This window comes from Providencia sp. PROV272 (genome assembly GCF_049901975.1).
In the GTDB taxonomy this organism is placed as follows: Bacteria; Pseudomonadota; Gammaproteobacteria; order Enterobacterales; family Enterobacteriaceae; genus Providencia; species Providencia stuartii.
On the sequence record NZ_CP096291.1, the window covers coordinates 2,948,873 to 2,972,828 of the forward strand.

General features: G+C 43.3%; 17 protein-coding genes and 2 pseudogenes. 9 read left to right on the forward strand and 10 right to left on the reverse strand.

What is annotated here, in order from left to right:
* Positions 1-154 precede the first annotated feature (154 nt).
* From M1E93_RS13550 to infA, 5 genes are all read left to right on the forward strand, one after another.
* A complete protein-coding gene (locus M1E93_RS13550; protein ID WP_104873361.1) occupies positions 155-1,828 on the forward strand; it encodes a DUF7057 domain-containing protein in 1,674 nt (557 codons plus the stop codon).
* A gap of 354 nt (positions 1,829-2,182) precedes the next feature.
* Positions 2,183-3,949 carry a heme ABC transporter permease/ATP-binding protein CydD gene (gene cydD / locus M1E93_RS13555; protein ID WP_014657832.1) on the forward strand — a complete coding sequence of 589 codons (1,767 nt, stop codon included), beginning with the start codon at positions 2,183-2,185 and terminating at the stop codon, positions 3,947-3,949.
* Positions 3,950-3,951: 2 nt separating this feature from the next.
* Entirely contained in the window at positions 3,952-5,694 is a 1,743-nt protein-coding gene (cydC, locus tag M1E93_RS13560) for a heme ABC transporter ATP-binding protein/permease CydC (protein WP_014657831.1), read from the forward strand.
* Between the two features lie 8 nt (positions 5,695-5,702).
* Positions 5,703-6,404, forward strand: coding sequence for a leucyl/phenylalanyl-tRNA--protein transferase (gene aat, locus M1E93_RS13565; protein ID WP_004918075.1), 702 nt, complete (start codon positions 5,703-5,705; stop codon positions 6,402-6,404).
* Positions 6,405-6,544: 140 nt separating this feature from the next.
* Positions 6,545-6,763, forward strand: a complete 219-nt coding sequence (gene infA / locus M1E93_RS13570; RefSeq protein ID WP_004244560.1) for a translation initiation factor IF-1 — start codon at positions 6,545-6,547, stop codon at positions 6,761-6,763.
* Between the two features lie 66 nt (positions 6,764-6,829).
* On the opposite strand, the gene clpA is transcribed toward infA, so the two are convergent.
* Positions 6,830-9,115 carry an ATP-dependent Clp protease ATP-binding subunit ClpA gene (gene clpA / locus M1E93_RS13575; RefSeq protein WP_004918072.1) on the reverse strand — a complete coding sequence of 762 codons (2,286 nt, stop codon included), beginning with the start codon at positions 9,113-9,115 and terminating at the stop codon, positions 6,830-6,832.
* A 30-nt stretch (positions 9,116-9,145) separates the two neighbouring features.
* Positions 9,146-9,466: pseudogene (gene clpS, locus M1E93_RS13580) on the reverse strand (ATP-dependent Clp protease adapter ClpS).
* A gap of 383 nt (positions 9,467-9,849) precedes the next feature.
* Between clpS and cspD the strand changes: the two are divergent.
* Positions 9,850-10,101, forward strand: coding sequence for a cold shock domain-containing protein CspD (gene cspD / locus M1E93_RS13585; RefSeq protein ID WP_004918068.1), 252 nt, complete (start codon positions 9,850-9,852; stop codon positions 10,099-10,101).
* 103 nt (positions 10,102-10,204) lie between these two features.
* Here cspD and M1E93_RS13590 read toward each other — a convergent pair whose 3' ends face one another.
* The 8 genes and pseudogenes from M1E93_RS13590 to M1E93_RS13625 form a co-directional block, all read right to left on the reverse strand.
* Positions 10,205-11,143: a DUF1177 domain-containing protein gene (locus M1E93_RS13590; RefSeq protein ID WP_014657829.1), complete on the reverse strand. Its 939-nt coding sequence runs from the start codon at positions 11,141-11,143 to the stop codon at positions 10,205-10,207.
* Positions 11,144-11,286: 143 nt separating this feature from the next.
* The gene (locus M1E93_RS13595) at positions 11,287-12,036 is read right to left on the reverse strand and encodes an IclR family transcriptional regulator (RefSeq protein ID WP_004918066.1); all 750 of its coding nucleotides are present in this window, start codon (positions 12,034-12,036) and stop codon (positions 11,287-11,289) included.
* Positions 12,033-12,878 carry a nitrilase-related carbon-nitrogen hydrolase gene (locus tag M1E93_RS13600; protein WP_014657828.1) on the reverse strand — a complete coding sequence of 282 codons (846 nt, stop codon included), beginning with the start codon at positions 12,876-12,878 and terminating at the stop codon, positions 12,033-12,035. Before M1E93_RS13600 ends, M1E93_RS13595 begins: the two co-directional genes overlap by 4 nt.
* Positions 12,879-12,889: 11 nt before the next feature.
* Positions 12,890-14,239, reverse strand: a complete 1,350-nt coding sequence (locus tag M1E93_RS13605) for a purine-cytosine permease family protein (protein ID WP_104873360.1) — start codon at positions 14,237-14,239, stop codon at positions 12,890-12,892.
* A 284-nt stretch (positions 14,240-14,523) separates the two neighbouring features.
* Positions 14,524-16,467, reverse strand: a complete 1,944-nt coding sequence (macB, locus tag M1E93_RS13610) for a macrolide ABC transporter ATP-binding protein/permease MacB (RefSeq protein WP_004918063.1) — start codon at positions 16,465-16,467, stop codon at positions 14,524-14,526.
* A gap of 1 nt (position 16,468) precedes the next feature.
* The gene (gene macA, locus M1E93_RS13615; protein ID WP_426206993.1) at positions 16,469-17,572 is read right to left on the reverse strand and encodes a macrolide transporter subunit MacA; all 1,104 of its coding nucleotides are present in this window, start codon (positions 17,570-17,572) and stop codon (positions 16,469-16,471) included.
* 81 nt (positions 17,573-17,653) lie between these two features.
* Positions 17,654-19,318: a DUF2813 domain-containing protein gene (locus M1E93_RS13620; RefSeq protein ID WP_004918060.1), complete on the reverse strand. Its 1,665-nt coding sequence runs from the start codon at positions 19,316-19,318 to the stop codon at positions 17,654-17,656.
* A gap of 197 nt (positions 19,319-19,515) precedes the next feature.
* Positions 19,516-20,321 (reverse strand): annotated as a pseudogene (locus M1E93_RS13625) (IS5 family transposase).
* A gap of 266 nt (positions 20,322-20,587) precedes the next feature.
* Here M1E93_RS13625 and M1E93_RS13630 point away from each other — a divergent pair.
* The 3 genes from M1E93_RS13630 (at position 20,588) to artP (ending at position 23,939) form a co-directional block, all read left to right on the forward strand.
* On the forward strand, positions 20,588-21,487 hold the full coding sequence (locus tag M1E93_RS13630; protein WP_004918058.1) for a lysine exporter LysO family protein: 900 nt from the start codon (positions 20,588-20,590) through the stop codon (positions 21,485-21,487).
* 142 nt (positions 21,488-21,629) lie between these two features.
* Positions 21,630-23,105 (forward strand): DUF2867 domain-containing protein, encoded by a 1,476-nt coding sequence (locus M1E93_RS13635; RefSeq protein WP_014657826.1) that lies wholly within the window; start codon positions 21,630-21,632, stop codon positions 23,103-23,105.
* Positions 23,106-23,210: 105 nt separating this feature from the next.
* A complete protein-coding gene (artP, locus tag M1E93_RS13640; RefSeq protein ID WP_004918053.1) occupies positions 23,211-23,939 on the forward strand; it encodes an arginine ABC transporter ATP-binding protein ArtP in 729 nt (242 codons plus the stop codon).
* Positions 23,940-23,956 lie beyond the last annotated feature (17 nt).

Sequence of the window (23,956 nt, forward strand, 5' to 3'; positions counted from 1 at the left end):
TTTTAGGCACCTCAAATAGGTGCCTTTTTTGCCCCCTCTTTATAGGATAAGTTCCTTTTTTTTCAGAGTAAGTTCATAGGGGAGTTTCCTCCATCAATCTACAATAATCAAATTATTGATACATTATTTTTGACAATTCGCGCTAGGAAATATTATGGGTCAACAAATACAACGAGAAGCTATCAGCCGCTATGCCTACCTTTTTGTCGCTCTACTTGCTATTATCCAATCGACCTTGATTGTATTGTCAACGGACTCTTCATTCTCGTTCATCTATAATTTAAGCGCCCCATATACCTATCTTCCTTTTATGGTCGCAATTTTTGTACCTTCTGCTGTCAGTTACTTAATTACGAATGCCAAATCAGCTATTTTCTATACTAATATCTTGATCATTGCTGTATTAACAGTCTGGATCACGCTATGGGATGCAAAGAACTTAGAATTAAGTTACAGTCAACCTCAATTTACTGCCTTTGCTACCTTAATTGTTCTTTTTTTCTTTTTGCTACCTTGGTTGCAGACACGTCAGTTAGTGGGTAGATGGCATATTGATTATAGCCACTTACTCGATTTTTATATTAAAAATACGCTATTAATGATTATTGCCACCGTCATTGGTGGGCTTCTGGTTATTTTACTTTATCTCGCCAGTTTTTTATTTACGATTGTCAATCTCTCTACTCTTAGTCAGCTTATTGATAACAATTTTACTTTATATTCAGGTTTCACTTTAGGATTTAATATTGGGCTGGTTTTTTTACGCTCAATATTTGAGTTTCGCTTTAGCCAATTTATCCATTATATCGCCCGCTTTTTCCTGATAATACTCCATCTTATTGCTGCCATATTTGTCGGTGGTTTTTTATTTTCATTTGTGATGAAACTATCGATATTAGAGGTGGGGGCTAGCGCAATACTGTGGTTCTTGGCTTTAAATATCATTTTAATTAATTTGACCTATGGGAATGGACACCACCAATACCAACGTTTTACATGGCTAAACACCTTAACGCTGTCTAGTATCATTTTATTGAATTTTTTCTCACTTTTTTCACTTTACGGCATTTTAGTGCGTGTCAACCAATACAGTTGGAGTGTCTCTCGCCTCTATGCCTTTAGCATCGCACTCTTTTTCACCGTCATTATTTTCGCCTACAGCTTTGCTATTATTCGCCGAAGAACGCTTTGGGCAAAATCTTTAGGTACCATAAACAAAGTAGGGATTGTAGGGCTAATGGCTGCCATCCTTATGATTAGTAGTCCGATTGCTGATTTTAACCGTATTACCGCAAACAGCATATTAGCCAGTATCGAAAATGGTAAAATTGACGTTAACCCTCGGCTCGCTTTTGCCTTAAAAGAACTCGGGCCCAAAGGCCAACAAGCTATCGAAAAGCTCAAATTAAATCCCAATTACACCGCTCTACTCTATACAGATATCGATATTGGTAATGAAAAAATGAGTAAATCCCCCAAAGAGGCCATAATTATCGCAAAAAATAGTGCCGAATTGCCGGAAAGTTGGTGGTCCCAAACACGCGAATCGAGCTGCATCAATAATTATCATCCACCTCATTGCCTAGGTTTTATGGCAGATATCAATCAAGATGGGCAAAATGAGGTTATCATATGCCGTGCTTCCCCTAAGAGTGATTCTTTAGCCTGTACTATTTGGCAATATCAAATAACTGATTGGAAGTTTATTGATCACCAAATCAGTCATTATGATTCGGTGGCACAGCGAGATAACGCATGGGATAAATTATTAAATGGTCAATTTAAATTAGTGCCTAAAGAATGGCTACAAGTGGTACCAGAGCAATAATATTTATGCGTGATAAATGGCTTTACTCATTTATGTAAAGCCATTCGTTGTTATGAACCTACAGCTTATCCCTTGTATGCTAAATGCCACACATCTTGTAAACTCACCGACATCGCTCTAACAGGTTTAACTACCTTATTGATTTTAGTTTTGCATGGATGACAATTATCATTTACCTTTATAAAACATATTGATAACAATCATCTGTGCTATTTTAATAACACACTTTTATTATGCAACATATCGCGAATAAGCTGCTATGATAGGTAAAAACTCCGTTAAGCTTTAATCCATTGGCTTATTTTAGCTAGCGGCACACTCTCAATATAAAACTATACCTGCACACTGATCATTATGGATAAAACAAGACAGACTGAATTGGTACGTTGGTTGAAACAGCATAGTACATCCGCAAAACGTTGGCTGCGTATATCTATGCTATTAGGCGTTGTTAGTGGTCTGCTGATTATCGCACAAGCGTGGTTCTTGGCGGTAATATTGCAAGCTCTGATTATGGAACACACTCCACGAGAGCAACTTCTGACCCCTTTTATCCTACTCCTTGCCGTATTTGTGCTACGCGCACTCCTAACGGTTATTAGAGAGCGAGTGGGCTTTCGTTGTGGTCAAGTTGTACGCCAAGAAGTACGCAACATGGTCTTAAATAAGCTACAAGCGCTAGGCCCTGTATGGGTAAAAGGTAAACCAGCCGGTAGCTGGGCGACTATCGTTCTAGAGCAGATAGAAGATATGCAAGAGTACTATTCGCGCTATCTACCACAAATGTATCTTGCTGGCATCATCCCTATTATGATCTTGATTGCCATCTTCCCATTTAACTGGGCCGCCGCCTTAATCTTGTTTGCAACCGCCCCGTTGATCCCCATTTTTATGGCCTTAGTGGGACTCGGTGCCGCAGATGCTAACCGACGTAACTTTGTTGCTTTAGGTCGCCTCAGCGGTAGTTTTCTCGACCGGTTACGCGGCTTAGATACATTACGACTGTTTTTCCGTGAAAAAGCAGAAGTGCAACAAATTCGTGAATCTACCGAAGACTTTCGCTCAAGAACCATGGAAGTCCTTAGAATGGCTTTCCTCTCCTCTGGTGTGCTTGAGTTTTTCGCCTCAATTTCAATCGCTATCGTAGCCGTCTATTTCGGTTTTTCCTATCTTGGCGAATTAAATTTTGGAAGCTATGGGTTACCAGTCACCATGTTTGCCGGTTTTCTGGCATTAATTTTATCGCCTGAGTTTTTCCAACCTCTACGTGATTTAGGCACCTATTATCATGCCAAAGCTCAAGCGGTAGGCGCAGCAGAAAGTTTGGTGACATTGTTAGAAAGCGATGGCGAACAAAAAACAGAAACTGGGGATAAGACACCGCAAGATAAACCCATTCAAATTGAAGCAAATAAGTTAGAAATCTATTCCCACGACGGTCAACGTCTTGTCGGTCCTCTCGATTTTACTATCGAGCCACAACAGCGTATCGCTGTTGTCGGGCAAAGTGGTGCTGGGAAAAGCTCTTTACTCAATCTTTTGTTAGGTTTTCTTCCCTATAAAGGCTCGATTAAAATTAATGGGGATGAGCTAAAAGAGCTTTGCCCAGATAAATGGCGTGCATTAATTGGCTGGGTGGGTCAAAACCCTCATTTACCAGAACAAACGCTTATCGAGAATATCTGCTTAGGTAAACCGACTGCTTCAGAGGCTGAAATACAACAAGCCATTGATGATGCCTATGTTTCCGAGTTTCTCCCTATGCTACCTGATGGCTTAAATACACGCCTTGGCGACTATGCTGCCAGGCTATCCGTTGGGCAAGCTCAACGTGTTGCTGTCGCGCGTACACTCTTAAAGCCATCGCGTATTTTATTACTGGATGAACCAGCTGCTAGCCTTGATGCGCACAGTGAAAAACGGGTCATGCATACTCTTAATCAACTAGCTCAACAGCAAACGACAATTATGGTCACCCACTTACTCGAAGAAACGGTTAATTACGACCAAATTTGGGTGATGGCAAATGGTCAAATCATTCAGCGTGGTCATTATGCACAATTGAGCCAATCGGAAGGGCCGTTTGCCCGCTTGTTGGCTCACCGTAGTGAGGAGCTTTGATAATGCGAGTTCTATTACCTTTTTTGGCTCTCTATCGCCGACACTGGTTTTTGATCCTGCTCGGCATGATCTTAGCCATCGTGACTTTACTTGCCAGTATTGGGCTACTTACTCTATCAGGGTGGTTCCTCGCTGGGGCGGCAATTGCAGGTTTTCCGGGGCTTTATTATTTTAATTATATGCTGCCTGCTGCTGGTGTCCGCGGTGCCGCTATTTTCCGGACCGCAGGTCGCTACGCCGAACGACTGGTTAGCCATGATGCCACATTCCGAGTTTTGGCCCATTTACGTGTGTTCGCCTTTAGTAAAATATTACCGCTCTCACCGGGGGGGATCAGCCGCTTCCGCCAAGGGGAAATTCTTAACCGCCTTGTGGCGGATGTCGAAACCCTCGATCACCTATATTTACGTGTTTTATCGCCGATTTTTGCTGCTTTTGTCGTGATCTTTGTCCTGATTTTTGGGTTGAGCTTCCTTGACCCTCGCCTAGCGTGGACACTCGGTTGTATTATGCTGTTTTTATTATTTACCTTACCGTTTGTCTTTTATCGTGCAGGTAAGCCCATCGGACAAGAGCTGACTTACTTACGTGCCCATTACCGCACTGTCCTGACATCCGCTTTACAAGGGCAAGCGGAACTGACTTTGTTTGGAGCGCTTCCCCGTTTTCGCCAAACATTGGCAAATATTGAAAGCCAATGGCAAGTGCGCCAACAACAGCAAGCCAATCTAACAGGGGTATCTCAAGCCATTATTCTATTTGCCTCTGGTTTTACTGCTACTTTGTTGTTGTGGATGGCGGCAGATCATGTGGGGGGGAATACTAACCCAGGAGCACTCATTGCTTTATTTGTCTTCTGTGCACTGGCCGCTTTTGAAGCCTTAGGCCCTGTCGCCGTTGCTTTTCAGCATATGGGGCAAGTGATTGCTTCTGCTGAACGTGTTTCTCAGCTAATTGATGCCAAACCAGAGGTAACATTCCCTGACAACGGTTTATCCCTTCCCCAATTGGAAAGCCTTGTTGTCGACAATATTTCATTTACTTACCCCGAGCAACCTTTCGCAGTTTTAAAACAGGTTTCGCTTTCACTGCTACCGGGGCAACACATCGCCTTATTAGGTAAAACAGGTTGTGGGAAATCAACACTTTTGCAATTACTCACTCGAGCATGGGATGTTGATAGTGGTATGATCAAAATTAATGGTCAAAATATTAGTGACTATAGTGAACAAGCACTGCGTTCGCTCATGTCAGTCGTTCCACAACGGGTACACATTTTTAGTGATACCTTGCGTAATAACCTACTGCTCGCTAACGATAAGGCAACCGACAAACAGCTCATTGAGGTGTTAGACCAAGTTGGTCTTGGTAATTTGCTGGAAAATGAGCAAAAACTTAACGCTTGGATGGGTGAAGGTGGTCGACAATTATCGGGTGGAGAGCAGCGCCGCTTAGGGATCGCTCGAGCGCTATTACATAATACGCCATTAATTTTAATGGATGAGCCAACCGAAGGGCTTGATGCACAAACAGAGCAGCAGATCCTTGCCCTGTTAAAAGAGAAATGTGCCGATAAGGCACTAATTGTGATCACCCATCGCATGCAAGGTATCGAGCAAATGGATACTATTTGCGTGATGGATAACGGTGAAATTGTTGAGCAAGGCTCACATCAGGCGCTTTTAGATTTAAAAGGCCGCTATTTTCAGTTTCGCCAGCGCCATTTACAACAGCAGGCCCTGTGAGGCACATCATGTACCAGCTCGATGATGACTCCTATCTGTTCCCGCCCGTCCATGAAGCGATGCGGGAACCTAATGGCCTGTTAGCTATTGGTGGCGATTTAGCGCCAGATCGGCTGAAGGCTGCCTACTATGATGGCATTTTCCCTTGGTTTAACCCGGGCGAAATGCCATTATGGTGGTCACCCGATCCTAGAGCGGTTTTAATGGTTGGCGAATTGCACATTAGCCGTTCGATGAAAAAGTTATTGAGAAAGCAAAAGTATCGCGTCACTGTCAACCATGCCTTCAAAGATGTCATCGCAGCTTGTGCGATACGTGACGAAGGAACATGGATTTTACCTGAGGTGCGTGAGGGGTATCAGGCACTTCATGAGCAGGGGATCGCTCATTCTATTGAGGCGTGGTATGGTGAAGAACTGGTTGGCGGCCTGTATGGCGTGAACATGGGGCACCTATTTTGTGGGGAATCTATGTTCAGTCGGATGAATGATGCCTCCAAATTTGCTTTTATTACATTTTATTTTCATTTTTTGCGCTATAATGGGCAGCTTTTTGATTGTCAGGTACTTAACCACCATACCGCCTCATTAGGCGCAAAAGAAATATCCCGTCGGGATTTTTTACATATTCTTTATCGGTGGCGTAACAAAGCGATTGATCCCGCCTGCTGGTTACCGCAATCGATTGAAATACCGCCATTATTCGAATAGCGAATTTTGGCTTTACGTTATTTTATGCCCATACTGTTCAAGAAAAATCGCTTTAAAATGCAACATTTCTTTACTTAGTGAGGGTTTTTGGGCATTATCTTGCCCGTTAAAAATCATGGTTATTAGACTTAGAGGATTAGATGGCCAAAGAAGACAATATTGAAATGCAGGGCACAGTACTGGATACCCTGCCAAACACAATGTTTCGTGTTGAACTGGAAAATGGTCACGTTGTGACTGCCCATATTTCTGGAAAAATGCGTAAAAACTATATCCGCATCCTGACAGGCGACAAGGTAACTGTAGAGTTAACTCCGTACGACCTGAGCAAAGGCCGTATCATTTTCCGTAGCCGCTGATTCTATCTCTTCAGGCAAGGCCTGATACAGCCACAGGTGCACAAGACACCTGTGGTCTATTTGTTGTCAGAATACCGCATCCTCCGGAGAGGCCTTGTGCACGCTACTGAAGCTATATGTCAGTGTGTTACTTTTATTATCAAGCCCGATACGTACTGAGCCGCCATTAGTTAACGAACCAAACAGTAGCTCATTTGCTAATGGTTTTTTCAGGTTATCCTGGATCACACGTGCCATAGGTCGGGCTCCCATCGCCTTATCATAGCCTTTTTCACACAACCAGCGGCGAGCCTCTTGGCTAACTTCAATCGAAACACCTTTCTCATCAAGTTGCGCTTGTAGCTCGACAATGAATTTATCCACCACCTGTATGATGATATCCATGGATAATGAATTAAACCAAATAATGCCATCAAGACGGTTACGGAACTCAGGCGAGAAGACTTTCTTAATTTCAGACATCGCATCCGTACTGTTGTCTTGCTCTGCAAAGCCAATTGAGCGGCGCTGTGTTTCTTGAACCCCTGCATTGGTTGTCATGACAACAATCACATTACGGAAATCGGCTTTGCGCCCATTATTGTCTGTCAGTGTGCCGTGATCCATAACTTGTAGAAGGATATTAAACACATCGGGATGCGCCTTTTCAATTTCATCAAGCAGCACAACAGAATGTGGATGTTTAATCACCGCATCCGTCAAAAGCCCGCCTTGATCAAACCCTACATACCCAGGAGGTGCACCAATTAAGCGGCTCACGGTATGCCGTTCCATATATTCAGACATATCAAAGCGCAATAATTTTATATCCAATGCCTTAGCGAGTTGGACTGTGACTTCCGTTTTACCTACCCCAGTAGGGCCTGCAAATAAGAAGGAGCCTACCGGTTTATGATCTTGGCCTAACCCCGCTCGACTCATTTTAATAGCTTCTGTTAATGCGGTGATCGCATCATCTTGCCCAAACACTAGCATTTTCAGGCGCGAATCTAACGTTTTTAAGCGCTCTTTATCGCTCGAAGAGACGGTTTTTTCTGGGATACGTGCGATACGCGCAACTACAGATTCAATCTCAGGCACACCAATGGTTTTCCGACGTTTGCTAGGTGCAACCAAACGTGTCCGAGCGCCTGCTTCATCGATAACATCAATCGCTTTGTCTGGCAGATGCCTATCCGTGATGTATTTAACCGACAAATCAACCGCGGCTTGAATGGCTTTTGCCGTATAACGAACATCATGGTGTGATTCGTATTTCGGTTTTAATCCATTAATGATACGTACCGTTTCTTCGGTTGTTGGCTCTACAATATCAATTTTCTGGAAGCGGCGTGCCAACGCCCTATCTTTTTCGAAAATATTACTAAACTCTTGATAAGTCGTTGAACCAATAACACGGATACGGCCACCTGATAACAATGGCTTAATTAAATTTGCCGCATCAACTTGACCACCAGACGCTGCACCAGCCCCAATAATCGTGTGAATTTCATCGATAAATAGAATGCTTTTACTGTCTTTTTCCAGCATTTTTAGCAGTGATTTAAACCGTTTTTCGAAATCACCTCGGTATTTAGTGCCTGCTAATAAAGAACCAATATCTAATGAATAGATAGTGCAGCCGTTCATGACCTCGGGGACATCCCCTTGCTCAATGCGCCATGCTAGCCCTTCCGCTATCGCTGTTTTACCAACGCCAGATTCTCCCACCAGCAATGGGTTGTTTTTGCGACGGCGGCAAAGAACTTGGATCGTTCTCTCTAGCTCTGCCTGACGCCCTACCAGCGGGTCAATTTTGCCTTGTTTAGCCAGTTGATTCAGATTGGTTGTGAAATTATCCATATGATCATCAGAAACAGGCTGTTCTTCATGATTGACGTTGCTGTTTGGCGTATCTTGCTCGGATGATGCCGAAGCTTCCCCTTTAATCGTGCCGTGGGAGATAAAATTGACAACATCTAAACGGCTTACATCATGTTTACGCAATAAATAAGCTGCCTGTGACTCCTGCTCACTGAATATTGCGACCAGTACATTAGCGCCACTTACTTCATTGCGACCCGATGATTGAACATGGAAGACCGCACGTTGCAGAACGCGTTGAAAACTTAATGTTGGCTGAGTATCGCGATTATCATTTTCAGGCAACAGTGGCGTCGTTTGCGCAATAAAGTGCTCAAGCTCTTGTCGCAGAACAACAAGGTCAACTTTACAGGCATCCAATGCTTCACGTGCTGACGCATTACTCAATAATGCCAGCAACAGGTGCTCCACTGTCATAAATTCATGTCGATTATCTTTCGCTTTTGCAAATGCGACGTTTAGACTCAGCTCCAGTTCTTGATTGAGCATAAGCACCTCCCAAAATTGATATTAGCGAGTTCACACTTTTTCTATTGTGCACAACAAAGGGTACTCATGTTCGCGCGCATAGCTGTTAACTTGTGCCGCTTTTATTTCCGCAACCTCTGCCGTAAAGATACCGCAAACCCCTTTCCCCTGAAAATGGACATCTAACATTATCTGTGTAGCGCGTTCTTCATCAAAAGAAAAGTATTTTTACAACACTTCAACAACAAAATCCATTGGAGTGTAATCATCGTTATTTAATATAACCTTATACATCGAAGGGGGCTGTAAAACTTGCTCCACTTCATCTTTAAAAACAACATCTGTTTTAAATGTACCAAGAAAATCGCTCATTACTTGTCGTGCTCGGAGTTAAGATTTATTAAGCATAGCCTTTATTATCAATGATTTCTATTAATCAAGATAACAATAAAACATAAATAAAATCATTTGTTTTATCAATTGCTGTTTCCGCTTAATAACAGTGTAACACGCAACCTAACGCAACTCATATGGCCTAAATTTTGTGATCTGCTTCAAAATTAATAAACTGGAGAGCGTTAGCCATATCAAATTTTTATCACTTCGCCAAAAATCAGCAAATTGATCGCTTGACGTCCGAAGGCAATTCACTACAGTATGATTTGCAGACAGTCAATATGTGTAATTATACTTAGTCGATGCATAGTGGTTATGCATTTATGTCAAACACAACTTGTAAATACGAAGGACGATGTATGGAGACAGGTACAGTTAAATGGTTCAACAACGCCAAAGGCTTTGGTTTCATCTGCCCAGAAAATGGGGGCGAAGATATTTTCGCTCATTATTCTTGTATACAAATGGAAGGTTACAGGACATTAAAAGCTGGTCAGAAAGTCAATTTTAGTATTAATACTGGCCCAAAAGGGAACCATGCCAACCTCATCATTCCGATTGAAAGCAGTACGTTGAATCATACAAGTGCAGAGGCAACGCCTCAAGAATAACCCCCGTGTAATAGAGCACAGTTAATTACTTTTCATTTAGCAATAACTGGTTTGCATGATTGGTCGTTAACTGTGTCTATTTTTTAATATCAATCTTTTGATATCAATGGGGACGGCCGTGGGTTTGTAAAAAAGAGACATCACCATAAAGTGATTTAAGCAGTGCGAATTGCTCTTCATCATAGAATTGGCAATTACCGCTACCAAATGCCTTCGCAACTTCAATCATAAACTTCACCGATGCGGCAATATCCACTTCATGACTAGCGCCTGTTGAACAACCCGGCACAATTGTCTGCGTACAAATAGCCACACCAACAACAGGGGCTGTTGTTGAGACTGCTGGCTGCATAATACTATTGATGTGATGTAATCCGTTGCCGTAAGGCGTGATATCTTGTACCGCGAGCGGGAACGTCACCGCATTCTGCCCACTGCTCCACTCCATCAAATGAAGTAAGTCCTCAGAAACAGGCAAGATATAGCCATCTTTTACCGTTGGTGACAAGGCATAACCTTTATGGTTGATCAGCCTATTTCCCTTTGTCGTGTCCACAGATAAAATAGCATCCGCTTCTGGGATGGCCTCATTTTCATTCATCGTCTCATCGTTGAGTGGTGAGTCCATAAAATCAACGGGGCTATGAGGACGTGTTGGCGCTGTTGGGCAAATATGCGTCGTAATGATCACATCCCCCATGAGGACATCACCCTTTTCTCTCATCTCGGCAAGTTTTAATGCCGTCGCAATGGCAGCAATAGCGCCATCAGCATCAGAAACCAGCCCAATACGAGATGGGCGCGCTCCGATACCCCCTAAACGCCCAATAATCCCCAATGTTGGGGCATGGTTACCTTGGCGTTTACCATGAGTACCTGGGATCACGATACGCACAAAATCACTTTGCCCTTTTCCATCTCGCACTGTTTTTGATGATGCTTCAATGGTAGTAAAGTTTTTAAACAAAGCGACAATATCATCCCCATTAACAACGGCGCTATCGATTAACTCGTAAGCACACAGGGTCTGCTTTAAACTCATATATTTCCCTTGTTATGTACTACTTTTCAGCTTATTTCTCTCGATCTCACCACTCTCCTTTAATGGTTGGTGTATAACCGTCAAAAATTAGCCTATTTCCTGGTGAAGGCGCATACACGCACAATAAATATAATATTTTTATTTTATGATTCACTACTACGTTTTAACCAATAAGGATCACCTACCATACTGCCAAGATAGGATGCCTTATGACATATTTTTGTCGCTAATTGCGCCAATAATTCAGAGGTAATTTGCGATGCAGGTAAACTCAAACATAAGGCATAGAGTGTACCTTGCGCAGGGTCATACACGGTACTTGAGACAGAGGCGACCCCCGGAACGGACTCATTAATTGAAAATGCCCAGCCTCGTTCCTCAATTTGATTTAACTCTTGGCGTAGCTTGTCTTGCTTTTCTTGCGGCTCTTGGCAAATGATCACTTCACGTTCACTCAAAGAGTAACGAGCTAATAACGCTTTACCTGTAGAAGTTCCCGCTATAGGCAATTTTGTTCCCGGCTGAGTGATCACTTGAAGCATGCTATTACCAATACGTGCATGCACGACTCTTACCTTATCTTTGTCTCTTAAAGAGACATAAGTGGTGAACCCCGTTTCTTTGGTCAGTTCATCGAGTGATTCAAGAGCCATATCAATCAACGGGTTCATACCCCGAGCGCGATGCGCTAACTCCATAATGATCAGCCCCGGACGATAAATGGGCGCATCATTTTTCTTTTCGAGCAAACCATGCTCTGCCATCTGTTTTAATAAACGTGATGCTGAGCTTTTTGGCATTCCCAATTCATTCACTAACGTTGTCACCGTCAGTTCATCGCCGGAGCGAAGAAACAACCGATATACATCGACAACACTTGAGAGAATACTCATAACTCACCTGTAACCTGAGAATTCTGCACCAACGCCTCATAGCTTTGTGGTTTTCTATCTCTTAAATAAGGAATGTTCAAACGCGTATGAGCCTGAACTCGAAAATCAACCTCACCAATGAGCAACGTTTCACCATCACAACTGGCTTCACTTAACACTTGCCCACGAGGCCCTACAATCTTACTACCGCCAAATAAATGAAGATCTTCCTCATTCCCCCAACGGTTAACTGCTAATAAGTGGCTACCATTCTCCAAAGCGCGGCACGCGGTATTGATATCCCACATATCCTTATCTTGAATACGCCATGCAGAAGGCACGAGCAGCAATTCAGCGCCATTTAAGGTTAAGATACGAGCCACCTCAGGAAACCCCATGTCGTAACAGATCATCACACCAATCTTACCGAATGGAGTATCAAATACCGGATAGCTATTACCACTGCTAAACCATTGTTTTTCAATGCCAAATGCGTGGACCTTACGGTAGACCCCGCTGACACCTTCACAACCTGGATTCCACACCCCAACAGCGTTATAAACCTCGCCTAAGTAGCTTCCTCGCTCAGCAAAGCCACTAACAATAGTGAGATCCAATTGCGTCGCTAGTGCGCTAAACAAGCGATAAGTTTCGCTGCCTTCATCATCGCTGAGATCCCATAGTTGGGTCGCAAGCAAATCGCCTCGATAGCCTGTTGTAGCCAGTTCAGGAAAACAGATTAATTTGGCACCTTGCTCCGCAGCTTGATGGCAGAATGCGGCCATCCGCTCTAAATTATGCTGCTTTTGACCAAGTAAAGAGTTAAATTGCGCAAGAGCAACTTTAACGCTGCTATGATCCATTGCTCTCATCCTTAATCTAAATGGTTAACTTTACGAAATTGCAGCGTATCGACACCTTTTATTCGAGCTTGCAGCAGCATCATCATCATCCAATAAAGGACTCCGCTAACTAGCAAAGAGTTAAGCGCTGGCACACCAAAATCAGTATCCCAAGGGCCTAATGCCGAGCTTAGCCAACCGACAACAACAGCAATAGCCCAAACAACCAACGTAATGGGATTAACTGCCTCACACAGAGTTGGAAGTTCACCCGCTGCTCTGGTTGTATCTAACTCACGCCGATCACGCTTTAATAAATAATAATCAACCACCATGATCCCCGCCACAGGTGGGATTGCTATACCTAAATAAATCAGAAAACCCACAAAATTATCTAAAATACCGAGCATCGAGGCGATCGTACCCAAAATGCCGATAACCCACGTTAGATAACGACGGTCAAACCGTTTTTTGAAGATGGCATTCAATAAAGTCGATAAACCTAGTGATGAAGAGTAGAGGTTAATATCATTCATTTTGATAGTGGAGAAGATAACGATCGATGCTCCAACCAACCCAGTTAACGTCAACATTAGGTCAAAGACTTCATTGGTACGCAGGGCAAGTGCCATCAACACTGAAATCATATTGACTAACAGCTCACCAAAAAAAGTCCCGATAAGGGTCATCCAAAAAACCTCTTTCGGGCTTTTCATGAAACGACTAATATCGGGCGTTGTGATAGCTGAAATAATAAACCCACCAGCAACCATCGTAATGGCTGCTGGTAGAGTCATAAAAGCCCCCGCAGGTTCAGTGCGATTAATAAGCGCTCCGATATCTTGCCCAGAAAGCAAGCTATAGGTTGCCCAAGCTAATGCGAGTAAAAATAGCGGCGTTGATATATTTGCGGTAATAGATAAAAAGCGATACCCATATACCGTAATAATCGTCACCGCGATACCTGTAATAAGCGACCAAGTCCCTGGTGTTAGCACATTCGTCGCTTTATACATTCCATCCGCAAAGAAGCCATTTTGTACGCCAAACCAGCCCATCAGTGAAATCGCAATTGCGCCACCGATTAAAGCAGAGCCTAACTTACCAAATCCAGACCACCTTGATAGTAGACTGATTGACATTCCTTCACGGCACGCAGCTGCACCTAAAGCCCAGCTAACAACTTGTAAAATCACTGAACCTAACATTGTGGCCCAAAACGCTTGCCAAAACGTCAGTCCATAACCCAATGCTGCACCTAACATCACCTGAGATACACAGGCTAGTGAGCCAATTCGGATTATAAGAACTTCGTAGAATGGCCTGCGAGCACTGAAGGGCACCCGAGCCAGAGAATAATCTTCACCTGTTTTATTCGCCATTTAGTATTCCTGCTGTGTGGATCTTTGCTATTAAGTTTATTGGCTTTATTTTATTTGTTCCATTTTATGGAACTAGGTTTCATTTATTCTACGAGACAAATGATATCCATGTTCGATACCAAATCGCAAGTAGAATTTAACTTTTTACATAGCTTTTTGTGTATGTAGATATAACTATAACGGGAAAACTAAAGGCTGGGGAGATAAATTGATATAAAAATAAGGATGTTGAAGTACCTCAGACCATTACAGAGGTACTTGAAAAAATACAGATAGATCTCTTACTACTCTCTTGCTAATGCATCAATAGGGTTTAATCTTGCTGCACTTCGCGCGGGTAAGAATCCAAAAATGATACCAATTGCTGTCGAACAGATAAATGCACTGATCAGCGCCATAGGTTGAAAAACGAAAGTCCAGCCGGGCAACGCCATTTGTGCCATGACACTAATGCCATAGGAAAGCCCAATCCCCATTAACCCACCAATCAAGCAGACCAGTACCGCTTCAATCAAAAATTGCTGCATCACATCACTTGTGCGCGCACCAACCGCCATACGGATACCAATTTCTCGGGTCCTCTCAGTAACGGAAACTAACATGATGTTCATCACGCCTATACCACCAACCACCAGCGAAATAACAGCGACCAAGGTTAGAAACAGTTGCATGGTACGAGTGGTTTTCTCCGCTGTTTTCACAAGTGTATCAATATTGTAAGTAAAAACGTCCTTCTTACCGTGTCGCAATGTCAATAAGCGGGTGATCTGTTGCTCCGCTGTTTTGGCATCAACCCCCTCTTTAACCCTTACGACAATACTATCCAAGTAAGGTCGATTTAAGATTTTGCTATTTACCGTCGTATCCGGCAGCCACACTGACAGCGAATTACTTGAACCAAAAATTGATTTTTGCTCCGCGAGAACACCAATCACGGTAGCTGGCATATTCCCAATCAAGATGGTTTCCCCTACCACTTGCTTTTGGTTAGGAAAAAAGCGACGTTTTGTGTTCGCATCAATCACAACCACTTGCGCCCTACGCTCTACCATGTCTGCAGTAAAGTTCATCCCTTCGGAAAACTTTTCAGCGTAGACCTGAAAATAATCACGCCCAACCCCTAATAACTGGGCTGAAGCATCTAAATTCCCCTTACGCAATCGAGTTGATTTAGATAACTCCCCCGATACGGCTTGCACATAAGGTTGCTTGGCAATGGCGTCAACATCGGATGGCTTTAAAGATTGCCGATTCTCTGCATCATCACTACCAAAATCCTCCCCAGGGTAAACCGAAATGGTATTCGTGCCGATTGATTTTATATCATTGAGAACCATGCTTTGAGCGGCATCACCGATCACCATAATAGAGACGACTGACGCAATACCGATGATAATGCCTAACATGGTGAGTAGTGTACGCATTTTATTAACCACCATGGCGCGCCAAGCCATTAACAGTGCTTCGCTAAACCGTCCATAGATTTGCCCTAACGACATTTTCCTAGGTGATGTTTTCTCCAATGAAGGTACGTTTGGAGCTTTAGCAGAGCCTGAGTCACTAATAATTTCGCCATCTTTAATTTCAATAATGCGTTCAGCCTGCTGAGCGACTTTGGGGTCATGGGTAACAATAATAACGGTGTGCCCCTGCGCACATAATTCTTTGAGGATTTTCATTACCTCTTCACCAGAGTGGCTATCAAGGGCACCAGTTGGCTCATCAGCAAGGATAACTTGACCACCATTCATCAACGCACGCGCGATACTTACCCGCTGTTGTTGCCCTCCCGATAACTGACTTGGTCGGTATTCTGTTCGTTCGCCAAGCCCGAGTTTCGCTAATAATTCAATGGCTTTTTTACGGCGTTGAGTCTTACCTGCCCCCGCGTAAATGGCGGGAACTTCAACATTTTGTTCAGCCGTTAAATGGCTAAGTAGATGGTAGCGCTGGAAAATAAAGCCAAAGTGTTCACGGCGTAACTCAGCTAGCTGATCGTTATCAAGCTGGGAAATATTTTGCTGAGCAACAAAGTATTCCCCTGAGCTAGGTTTATCCAAACAGCCGATGATATTCATTAAAGTTGATTTCCCCGAGCCAGATGCACCAATAATGGCCACCATTTCCCCAGCATCAACAGTTAATGAAATATTTTTCAATACCGTAATTTCTGTTTCACCAGCAGGATAACGTCGCGTGATCCCTCTAAGTTCTAATAAGGCTGACATATTAACTCTCCGCGTTACGGCCGGTGATCACCTGTTCGCCTTCTTTTAGTCCATCAGTGACTTCAACATATACATCATTACGGCTACCGATTTTTATTTGCCGTTTTTCTGCCTGTTCTCCCTGCAACACTTCTACCTCATAAATTTGCGGGGAAACTTCATCCCCTAAAGCAGAGAGCGGTAAAAGTAATACATTTTTATGCGATTCAAGATCAATATTGACCTGTGCCGTCATTTGTAATTTCAGTAAATGCTGGGGGTTGGGCACTTCAAAACGTGCATAATAAAAAATAGCATCGTTGATTTTTTCAGGAGTCGGTAAAATATCTTTCAATACCCCTGAGAAGCGTTTATCTGGCGCGCCCAATACAGTAAATGACGCTGCCTGACCCGGTTTAAGATGAATAACATCCGCCTCTGACACTTCAGCTTTAACTAACATTGTATTCAAATCAGCTAATGTCAGAATGGTTGGCGCTTCCTGAGCCGCTATCACTGTTTGACCTTGTAATGTTTTGATAAACGTGACAATACCATCCATTGGCGCGGTAATTTGCGTATATTTCAAGTTTGTTTTTGCCGTATCTAAGGTCGCTTGGTTGCGCTTAATTTGCGCCTGATATGTTGCCACCTGCGCCTTTTTCACAGCGACATCCGTTTGCGCTTTATCTAAATCTTGTTTTGAGACGGCTTGGAGCTTAGATAAACTCAATTGGCGTTGATAAGTCACTTCAGCTAAGCGTAACTCTGCTTTCGCTAACGCCAAATGTGATTCCAGCTCATGGATCGTTTCTTGAGATTCTGTCACGTCGTTTTGTGCTTTTTGTGGATCAATGACCGCCAGCAAATCACCTTTTTTGACTTTATCTCCCTCTTGAACATACAGAGTTTGTAGCTGCCCACTGACCTGCGCACCGACATCAACTTTGCGCACAGCATCCAGTTTACCTGTTGCTTGAACTTGTTTATTGAGATCACCTCGGGCCACTGCGACTGTTTGAAAAGCCTCTTTTTTATCTTCCGTGAAAAAAAAGAATGCGATACCAATCGCAATTAAAATAACCAGTAAAGAAACCAGCCACTTCTTACGTGAATTTGCTCTCATTCAATCTATACCTATACCAATAAAGAGAGGGCTACGCCCCCTCATAAAATTTACCTATTTAGCCGAGCATTCGTGAATAATTTAGTAAGCTTTACCTCTTGCTAACCACGCTACCCGAGAAAACATATTTTTGAGTTGTGATGGGATAGAATCTGGCCCTAATTCTGCTGCTCGATTGACAATAGCGATAGCAAGATCAGGTTTGGATGTTTTGGAAATTGCTTTAATAATCACACGTCGAGTCGAAACTTTCGCGTTATCCGGTATCCCTGATATCTCATGATAAAGATGTTTAAATCCTTCGCGATATAAAAAATGCTCCATATCCGGTGCCGGCAATCGAGTTAATCGGTCTCGTTCCGTGTCATGCATTTTTTCAGCGTAACTCAGCGCGGTGGCGGCATACTTCTTACCAGCCTCATCGCCATCAACAAGTGTATGCCATTCTATACCCATTTTGCTGGCAAACTTTAACAAAGGCTTAAGACCGCTTTGTGCAAACTCAATCACTTTGATGCCTTCTGTTTCAAAGTAATAGTTACACTGCCGCGCTAACTCATTCATTAACCAAATTTCAGTCTCGCCTTCAACCAATAACCAACAACGCGCAAACATCGCTGATGGCCGGTTAAAGCGGATGTGAAAGGAGATTTTCCGAATTTCCTCCGCAGATAGCTCATTCTCACCTAAGCGATAAGCCGAAACTTTGCCGGAATCGCGCACCAAGCGGCAAAGATTTTCAATCGGCACTTGCGACAGAAGCTCCCCAGAGTTCGTTGTGGTCAAGCGTTGTAAAGAAAAGAGATTGAGTAGGCCCCAAGCAATCGACAACATAATTGGATGCAGGCGTGTTTCGGGGTCTTCTACAATAACCAAAGGGCGTGCATATTTATCGAGTTGGATATTGCCTTTTGACTGCAATAAAGAAGAAAACATGCCTAAGATAATTAAACGGATATTACGCTGATTTGGTTTTGCAATAATACGGCTAATATTATCTAAAGCATGCCAGCCTCTTTTGCGTGGTTCAAACTTAATTGCTGCTTTATGCTCTTGAAACAGATGGTTACTTTGCCCCGCAAAATAATGACTGAGCAGTTGCTGCATCGCATCCACCCCTTCAACCAACTCCTCGTCGCTCAAGCGTTGCGGATTATTGATTAATGCACGAGTCAGCTCTTCCATTCGCGAGTTAAAAATATCGCGTACCTCTTTTTCACCCGCAACAATCGTCTCAGTATTTAATGTGCGCAAAAAACGAGCATCACGCAAACGGATCACTGGATATAAGCGAATAATTTCTTTGATATATTTACCGACATTATCCAATGACAACTTATTTCCCCCTGCATTGAGGAAACTGCGGTCAACGCTAATGCTGCCGTCTTCTTTTAATTCAGCACTAACGCGGTAAAAGATATGCTTAAGATCATCACCGTTATCGACCCAAACGGAGGTAAGATTACGAAAGCGAAATGAACGATGTCGGCCTGGGCGGTTTTCACAAAATTTCAACACTATCTGCAATGAGCGAAATCGAGAGGCATCATCCCCTGTTGGATGATGAAAATCATGCTTATTAAATTGGTAATTTTCTTGTTCAGGCGAAAGTAAAATCGTCAGTGCATCCAAAAGGCTCGACTTTCCCCATGAGTTTTCACCAATTAACACCGTATTATTATTTAAAGCTAATGAGAGCCGGTTAATCCCTCTAAAACCGTAGATTTCCACTCGTTCCAGATACATACACCCTCTCCTTGCTATTAATCTATTTTTAGAGCTTACCTCTTAACTGCTGGTATGACTATAAGACAGCTCGAAAATTAAATATATTTTTACACTCAATAACTAAAGTTGTATTTCGGCAACAGACGCGGCTGGCTCGTCCGTAAAGCCACTTGACGACGTATCAACGGCAGATAACAATAGAGCTGACTAAGAACCTATCCCAATAGGATTTTATTCCAGACAATGATGGCACAGGCAAGATGCAGCATTGCCTCATAATTCTCGACCTTCTTCTCCCAACGAGTCAGGACACGACGGTAGCGATTCATCCAACTGTGTGTTCTCTCTACAACCCAGCGGTGGGCCTTAAAATCCGTGTTTTTGATGGCTTCTGATTCATCCTTCCGTGACTGGATATGAGGTTCATAGCGACGACTTTTCAGATACGCTCCCAACCATTCCGCTTCATACCCTTTGTCCATGCACAACCGGAGCCTCTTGCCCGGTCTGCCCGTCTGGAGGGCATCGAGCGTATCCGCAACCAGCTTTATGTCGTGCGTATTTGCTCCAGCGACAACCAGTGCAAGCGGAAGCCCGTTCCCGTCAGTCATCAGACTGCGCTTTACGCCCCGTTTCCCTCGGTCTGTTGGGTTCTTGCCTGTTTTTTTGAGCCTGCCAGCGGTGATTTGGTCATACAACCATCCATCGACAGCCACGACCAGTCAATAGCGTCCAACTGTTCGCAAGCAAGCAACCCGTTTTGCCAGAAGCGTTCAAATACGCCAGCATCCCGCCACTCCTGAAATCGGCGATGAGCAGAGCTTGACGAGCATATACCGGTGGCATTTAGCGCATTCCACTGGCAACCCGTCCTGAGTACGAAGAAAATGGCGTTCATTGCAGCGCGATTATCAACCCGCTTGCGGTGCGTACCCAGCGGGTGTTGAGTTCTATGCTCCGGGATGAGAGGAGCCATTTTCTCCCAGAGTTCATCACTGATTTGCCACTTATTACCTACCATACGTTGCCCTCATAAATTATCATTATGTATTATCTGACAATTCCTTTTGGGATAGGTTCTAAGTTGAGCCTCCATTTATAGTGTTATAAAATAGTTAAACTTTATTTTTTAGTCTTTTTATCCTATTTTTTAGCCATAACTGGAGAAAAAGACGCTATCTTAGAACCATCTGCCAGACTGATAAAACAGCAAATAAATGAAATTAATATCAAATATAATAATTAATATATAACCCCTTGTTAATGGGATAATTATAAGGATGCAAAATGTATTCAGGACTACTCATTATTTTACTACCGTTAACGCTAGGTTATCTTATCCCTATAAAAAATAAAAAGATTTTAGATATTATACATCGAGCGTTAAATTCAATGGTTTATATCATTCTCTTTTTAATGGGGATTACACTCGCTTTACTTGAAAACTTAAGTGTTCACCTATTTTCAATTTTAATCTACGCACTCACATTCTTTGGTTGTATATTTTCACTTAACCTTATCTCACTACTGCTATTAGATAAGTTAGATCCTTGGAAAATCCCTAAGCATAAACAAGAAAAGCCTCCATCACGTTTAAAAATGGTATTTGAATCATTGCAACTGTGTGGTGTGCTATTGATTGGTTTCTTAGTTGGCTTAACTGGATTTGATTTCCTGCACTATGCCGATAAAGGCAGCCAAATTGCGTTAATGATGTTACTGCTTCTTGTCGGCCTGCAACTTCGCAATAGTGGCATGAGTATTAAACAAATCTTAGTTAACCGCCGAGGAACCACAATCGCCTTTGTGATGGCAATCAGCGCGCTAGCTGGTGGCGCAATTGCCGCATTATTATTAGGTTTACCCGTAAAAATGGGGCTAGCATTGGCCTCTGGGTTTGGCTGGTACTCATTAACAGGGATTGTATTAACCGATGCCTATGGCCCTGTCATGGGGAGCGCCGCGTTCTTTAATGACCTCGCTCGTGAACTCGCTGCGATTATGTTGATCCCTTTAATTATTAACCGCTACCGCTCAACCGCATTAGGTATTTGCGGCTCAACATCAATGGATTTTACCCTCCCAGTCCTCCAGCGAAGTGGTGGCGTCTCTATCGTACCGGCCGCTATTGTGCATGGTTTCGTGCTCAGCCTCGTTACCCCGATCTTAATGGCATTTTTCACTTAGCTATATTTCACTCACAGATTGCCACTTATTTATAACATGATAGATAAGTGGCAAGTCCTAAAATGACTATAATTAACAGCACTTTACATAAGTAGAATTTCAGTCACAATAGCGACAGATGAGAGTGAAACAGGAAACCAAGATGAACGAAAAGCAACGTGTTTTAGTATTGGGCGCCAGTGGCTATATTGGGCAAAATTTAATCCCCGAATTAATTAAGCAAGGCTATCAAGTGACAGCCGCTGCTAGGCGGGTGGATTGGATGCTCTCACAAGGCTGGCAAGATACACAATGTGTTTATGTTGATCTGCAAGACCCTGAAACACTCAAAGACGTGATGAAGGAGATCGATATTGTCTATTTCCTCGTTCATAGCATGGCTGATCATGCCAACCTGATTGAACGTGAGCGCACGGCGGCCCGCCATGTTCAGCAAGCGCTTGATCAATCGAATGTTAAGCATGTTATTTATCTCAGTTCACTACAACATGGTCACAGCTATTCTCAACATTTGATCTCTCGTCGATTAACAGGGGAGATCTTACGTGAGAGTCAGGTGCCAGTCACAGAGATCCGCTCAGCAATCATCGTTGGCTCAGGATCGGCGGCTTTTGAGATCATGCGTGATATGGTTTACAACCTCGCTATCTTAACCCCACCGCGTTGGGTACGTTCAAAGTCTTCACCTATTGCGCTGAGTAACATACTGCATTACTTAACTGAATTAGCAAAACGCCCCGTGACTGAAAGTAAAATTTACGATGCGGGTGGCCCTGAGTACATGAGCTACCAAGAGCTATTCAAGCGCTTTATAAAAATCAGCGGTAAGCGTAGATTGCTGATCCCTATCCCTATTCCTATTAGCATGATCTCCGTCCACTTCATCAGTTTGATCACCTCAGTTCCTCCGGCAATTGCTAAAGAGTTGATCCAAGGATTGCAGCATGACCTGCCTGCCGACGATAAAGCCTTACGCGAACTGATCCCACAAACGTTGGTTTCATTTGATGAGGCGGTCAAAACCACCTTAGCTCAAGAAGCCGATGCTATCGACAATGCAGATTGGGGTTATGATCCTGAAGTCAAAAAACGCTGGCGACCGGGTTATGGTTTTTACCCTAAACAGGCCGGTGCCACACTCGGCACTTCGGCAAGTACAGAGTCGCTATGGCATGTTGTGCAGCAAATCGGGGGTAAAAACGGCTATTTTTATGCCAACGCACTTTGGAAAACCCGTGCCATTATGGATGACATGATGTTAAACAAAGTGAAATATGGTCGCCCCGCTCGTGAAGAGCTGCAATTAGGTGATGAAATTGATGGTTGGCGCGTCATTAATCTGGAGCCTAATAAACAGCTTAGCCTGCTCTTTGGGATGAAAGCGCCTGGGCTAGGCCGCCTGACTTTCACCATTCACGATAGCGGTAGCCGCCGTTCAATTGATGTACGTGCATGGTGGCACCCCGCAGGATTTAGTGGGTTGCTCTATTGGTTTGCCATGATGCCTGCCCATCTATTTATTTTTAAAGGCATGGCTAAACGTATTAGTGAATTGGCGTTTGAGCGGGATAAACAACTTGCAGGCAAGTCATCAACTGGGCAACAGCCGCCAAAATGATGATTGCTCAATAACAAAAAAACAAATTTTTATGCATATATTATTGCATAAATATGCTTACAGGATTAATATCTGTGTCAGTTAAACAAGGTATTATTGGTAAGCATGAGCATTCAATTAAAAAATATAAACTGTTTTTACGGCTCTCATCAGGCGCTCTTTGATATCAACTTAGAGTGCCCTGCCGGAGAAACCATGGTATTACTCGGGCCTAGCGGTGCAGGCAAAAGCTCTTTGCTACGTGTACTGAATTTGTTGGAGATGCCACGTTCAGGTGTACTTAACATTGCAGGTCAAAATTTTGATTTTGCCTCAACCCCTGATGCCAAAGCTATCCGTGCATTACGTCAAAATGTCGGAATGGTTTTTCAACAATACAATCTATGGCCTCATCTCACCGTCATGGATAATTTAATTGAAGCGCCGTGCCGAGTTTTAAAGCTGTCACGTCAAGAAGCAAAAGCAAAAGCGGAAAAATTATTAGAACGTTTGCGATTAACACAATTTGCAACGCGTTTCCCTTTGCATTTATCTGGCGGCCAACAGCAACGTGTTGCCATTGCTCGTGCATTGATGATGGAACCACAAGTTCTGCTATTTGATGAACCAACGGCAGCCCTTGACCCCGAGATTACAGCACAAGTCGTCGATATCATTCGCGAGTTGTCTGCAACAGGAATTACACAGGTAATCGTGACTCATGAAGTTGAGATTGCCCGTAAAGCCGCTAGCCGTGTGGTGTATATGGAAAACGGTCATATTGTTGAACAAGGGGATGCCAGCCATTTCACAGCACCTCAAACTGAAGCATTTGCAAATTATCTGTCACACTAATAGATATAGGATTAAGC

Excerpts from the sequence above, each read along its gene's own strand:
- M1E93_RS13550 (WP_104873361.1), top strand. The coding sequence starts at position 155 with ATGGGTCAACAAATACAACGAGAAGCTATCAGCCGCTATGCCTACCTT.
- cydD (WP_014657832.1), top strand. The coding sequence starts at position 2,183 with ATGGATAAAACAAGACAGACTGAATTGGTACGTTGGTTGAAACAGCAT.
- cydC (WP_014657831.1), top strand. The coding sequence starts at position 3,952 with ATGCGAGTTCTATTACCTTTTTTGGCTCTCTATCGCCGACACTGGTTT.
- aat (WP_004918075.1), top strand. The coding sequence starts at position 5,703 with ATGTACCAGCTCGATGATGACTCCTATCTGTTCCCGCCCGTCCATGAA.
- infA (WP_004244560.1), top strand. The coding sequence starts at position 6,545 with ATGGCCAAAGAAGACAATATTGAAATGCAGGGCACAGTACTGGATACC.
- clpA (WP_004918072.1), bottom strand. The coding sequence starts at position 9,115 with ATGCTCAATCAAGAACTGGAGCTGAGTCTAAACGTCGCATTTGCAAAA.
- cspD (WP_004918068.1), top strand. The coding sequence starts at position 9,850 with ATGGAGACAGGTACAGTTAAATGGTTCAACAACGCCAAAGGCTTTGGT.
- M1E93_RS13590 (WP_014657829.1), bottom strand. The coding sequence starts at position 11,143 with ATGAGTTTAAAGCAGACCCTGTGTGCTTACGAGTTAATCGATAGCGCC.
- M1E93_RS13595 (WP_004918066.1), bottom strand. The coding sequence starts at position 12,036 with ATGAGTATTCTCTCAAGTGTTGTCGATGTATATCGGTTGTTTCTTCGC.
- M1E93_RS13600 (WP_014657828.1), bottom strand. The coding sequence starts at position 12,878 with ATGGATCATAGCAGCGTTAAAGTTGCTCTTGCGCAATTTAACTCTTTA.
- M1E93_RS13605 (WP_104873360.1), bottom strand. The coding sequence starts at position 14,239 with ATGGCGAATAAAACAGGTGAAGATTATTCTCTGGCTCGGGTGCCCTTC.
- macB (WP_004918063.1), bottom strand. The coding sequence starts at position 16,467 with ATGTCAGCCTTATTAGAACTTAGAGGGATCACGCGACGTTATCCTGCT.
- macA (WP_426206993.1), bottom strand. The coding sequence starts at position 17,572 with ATGAGAGCAAATTCACGTAAGAAGTGGCTGGTTTCTTTACTGGTTATT.
- M1E93_RS13620 (WP_004918060.1), bottom strand. The coding sequence starts at position 19,318 with ATGTATCTGGAACGAGTGGAAATCTACGGTTTTAGAGGGATTAACCGG.
- M1E93_RS13630 (WP_004918058.1), top strand. The coding sequence starts at position 20,588 with ATGTATTCAGGACTACTCATTATTTTACTACCGTTAACGCTAGGTTAT.
- M1E93_RS13635 (WP_014657826.1), top strand. The coding sequence starts at position 21,630 with ATGAACGAAAAGCAACGTGTTTTAGTATTGGGCGCCAGTGGCTATATT.
- artP (WP_004918053.1), top strand. The coding sequence starts at position 23,211 with ATGAGCATTCAATTAAAAAATATAAACTGTTTTTACGGCTCTCATCAG.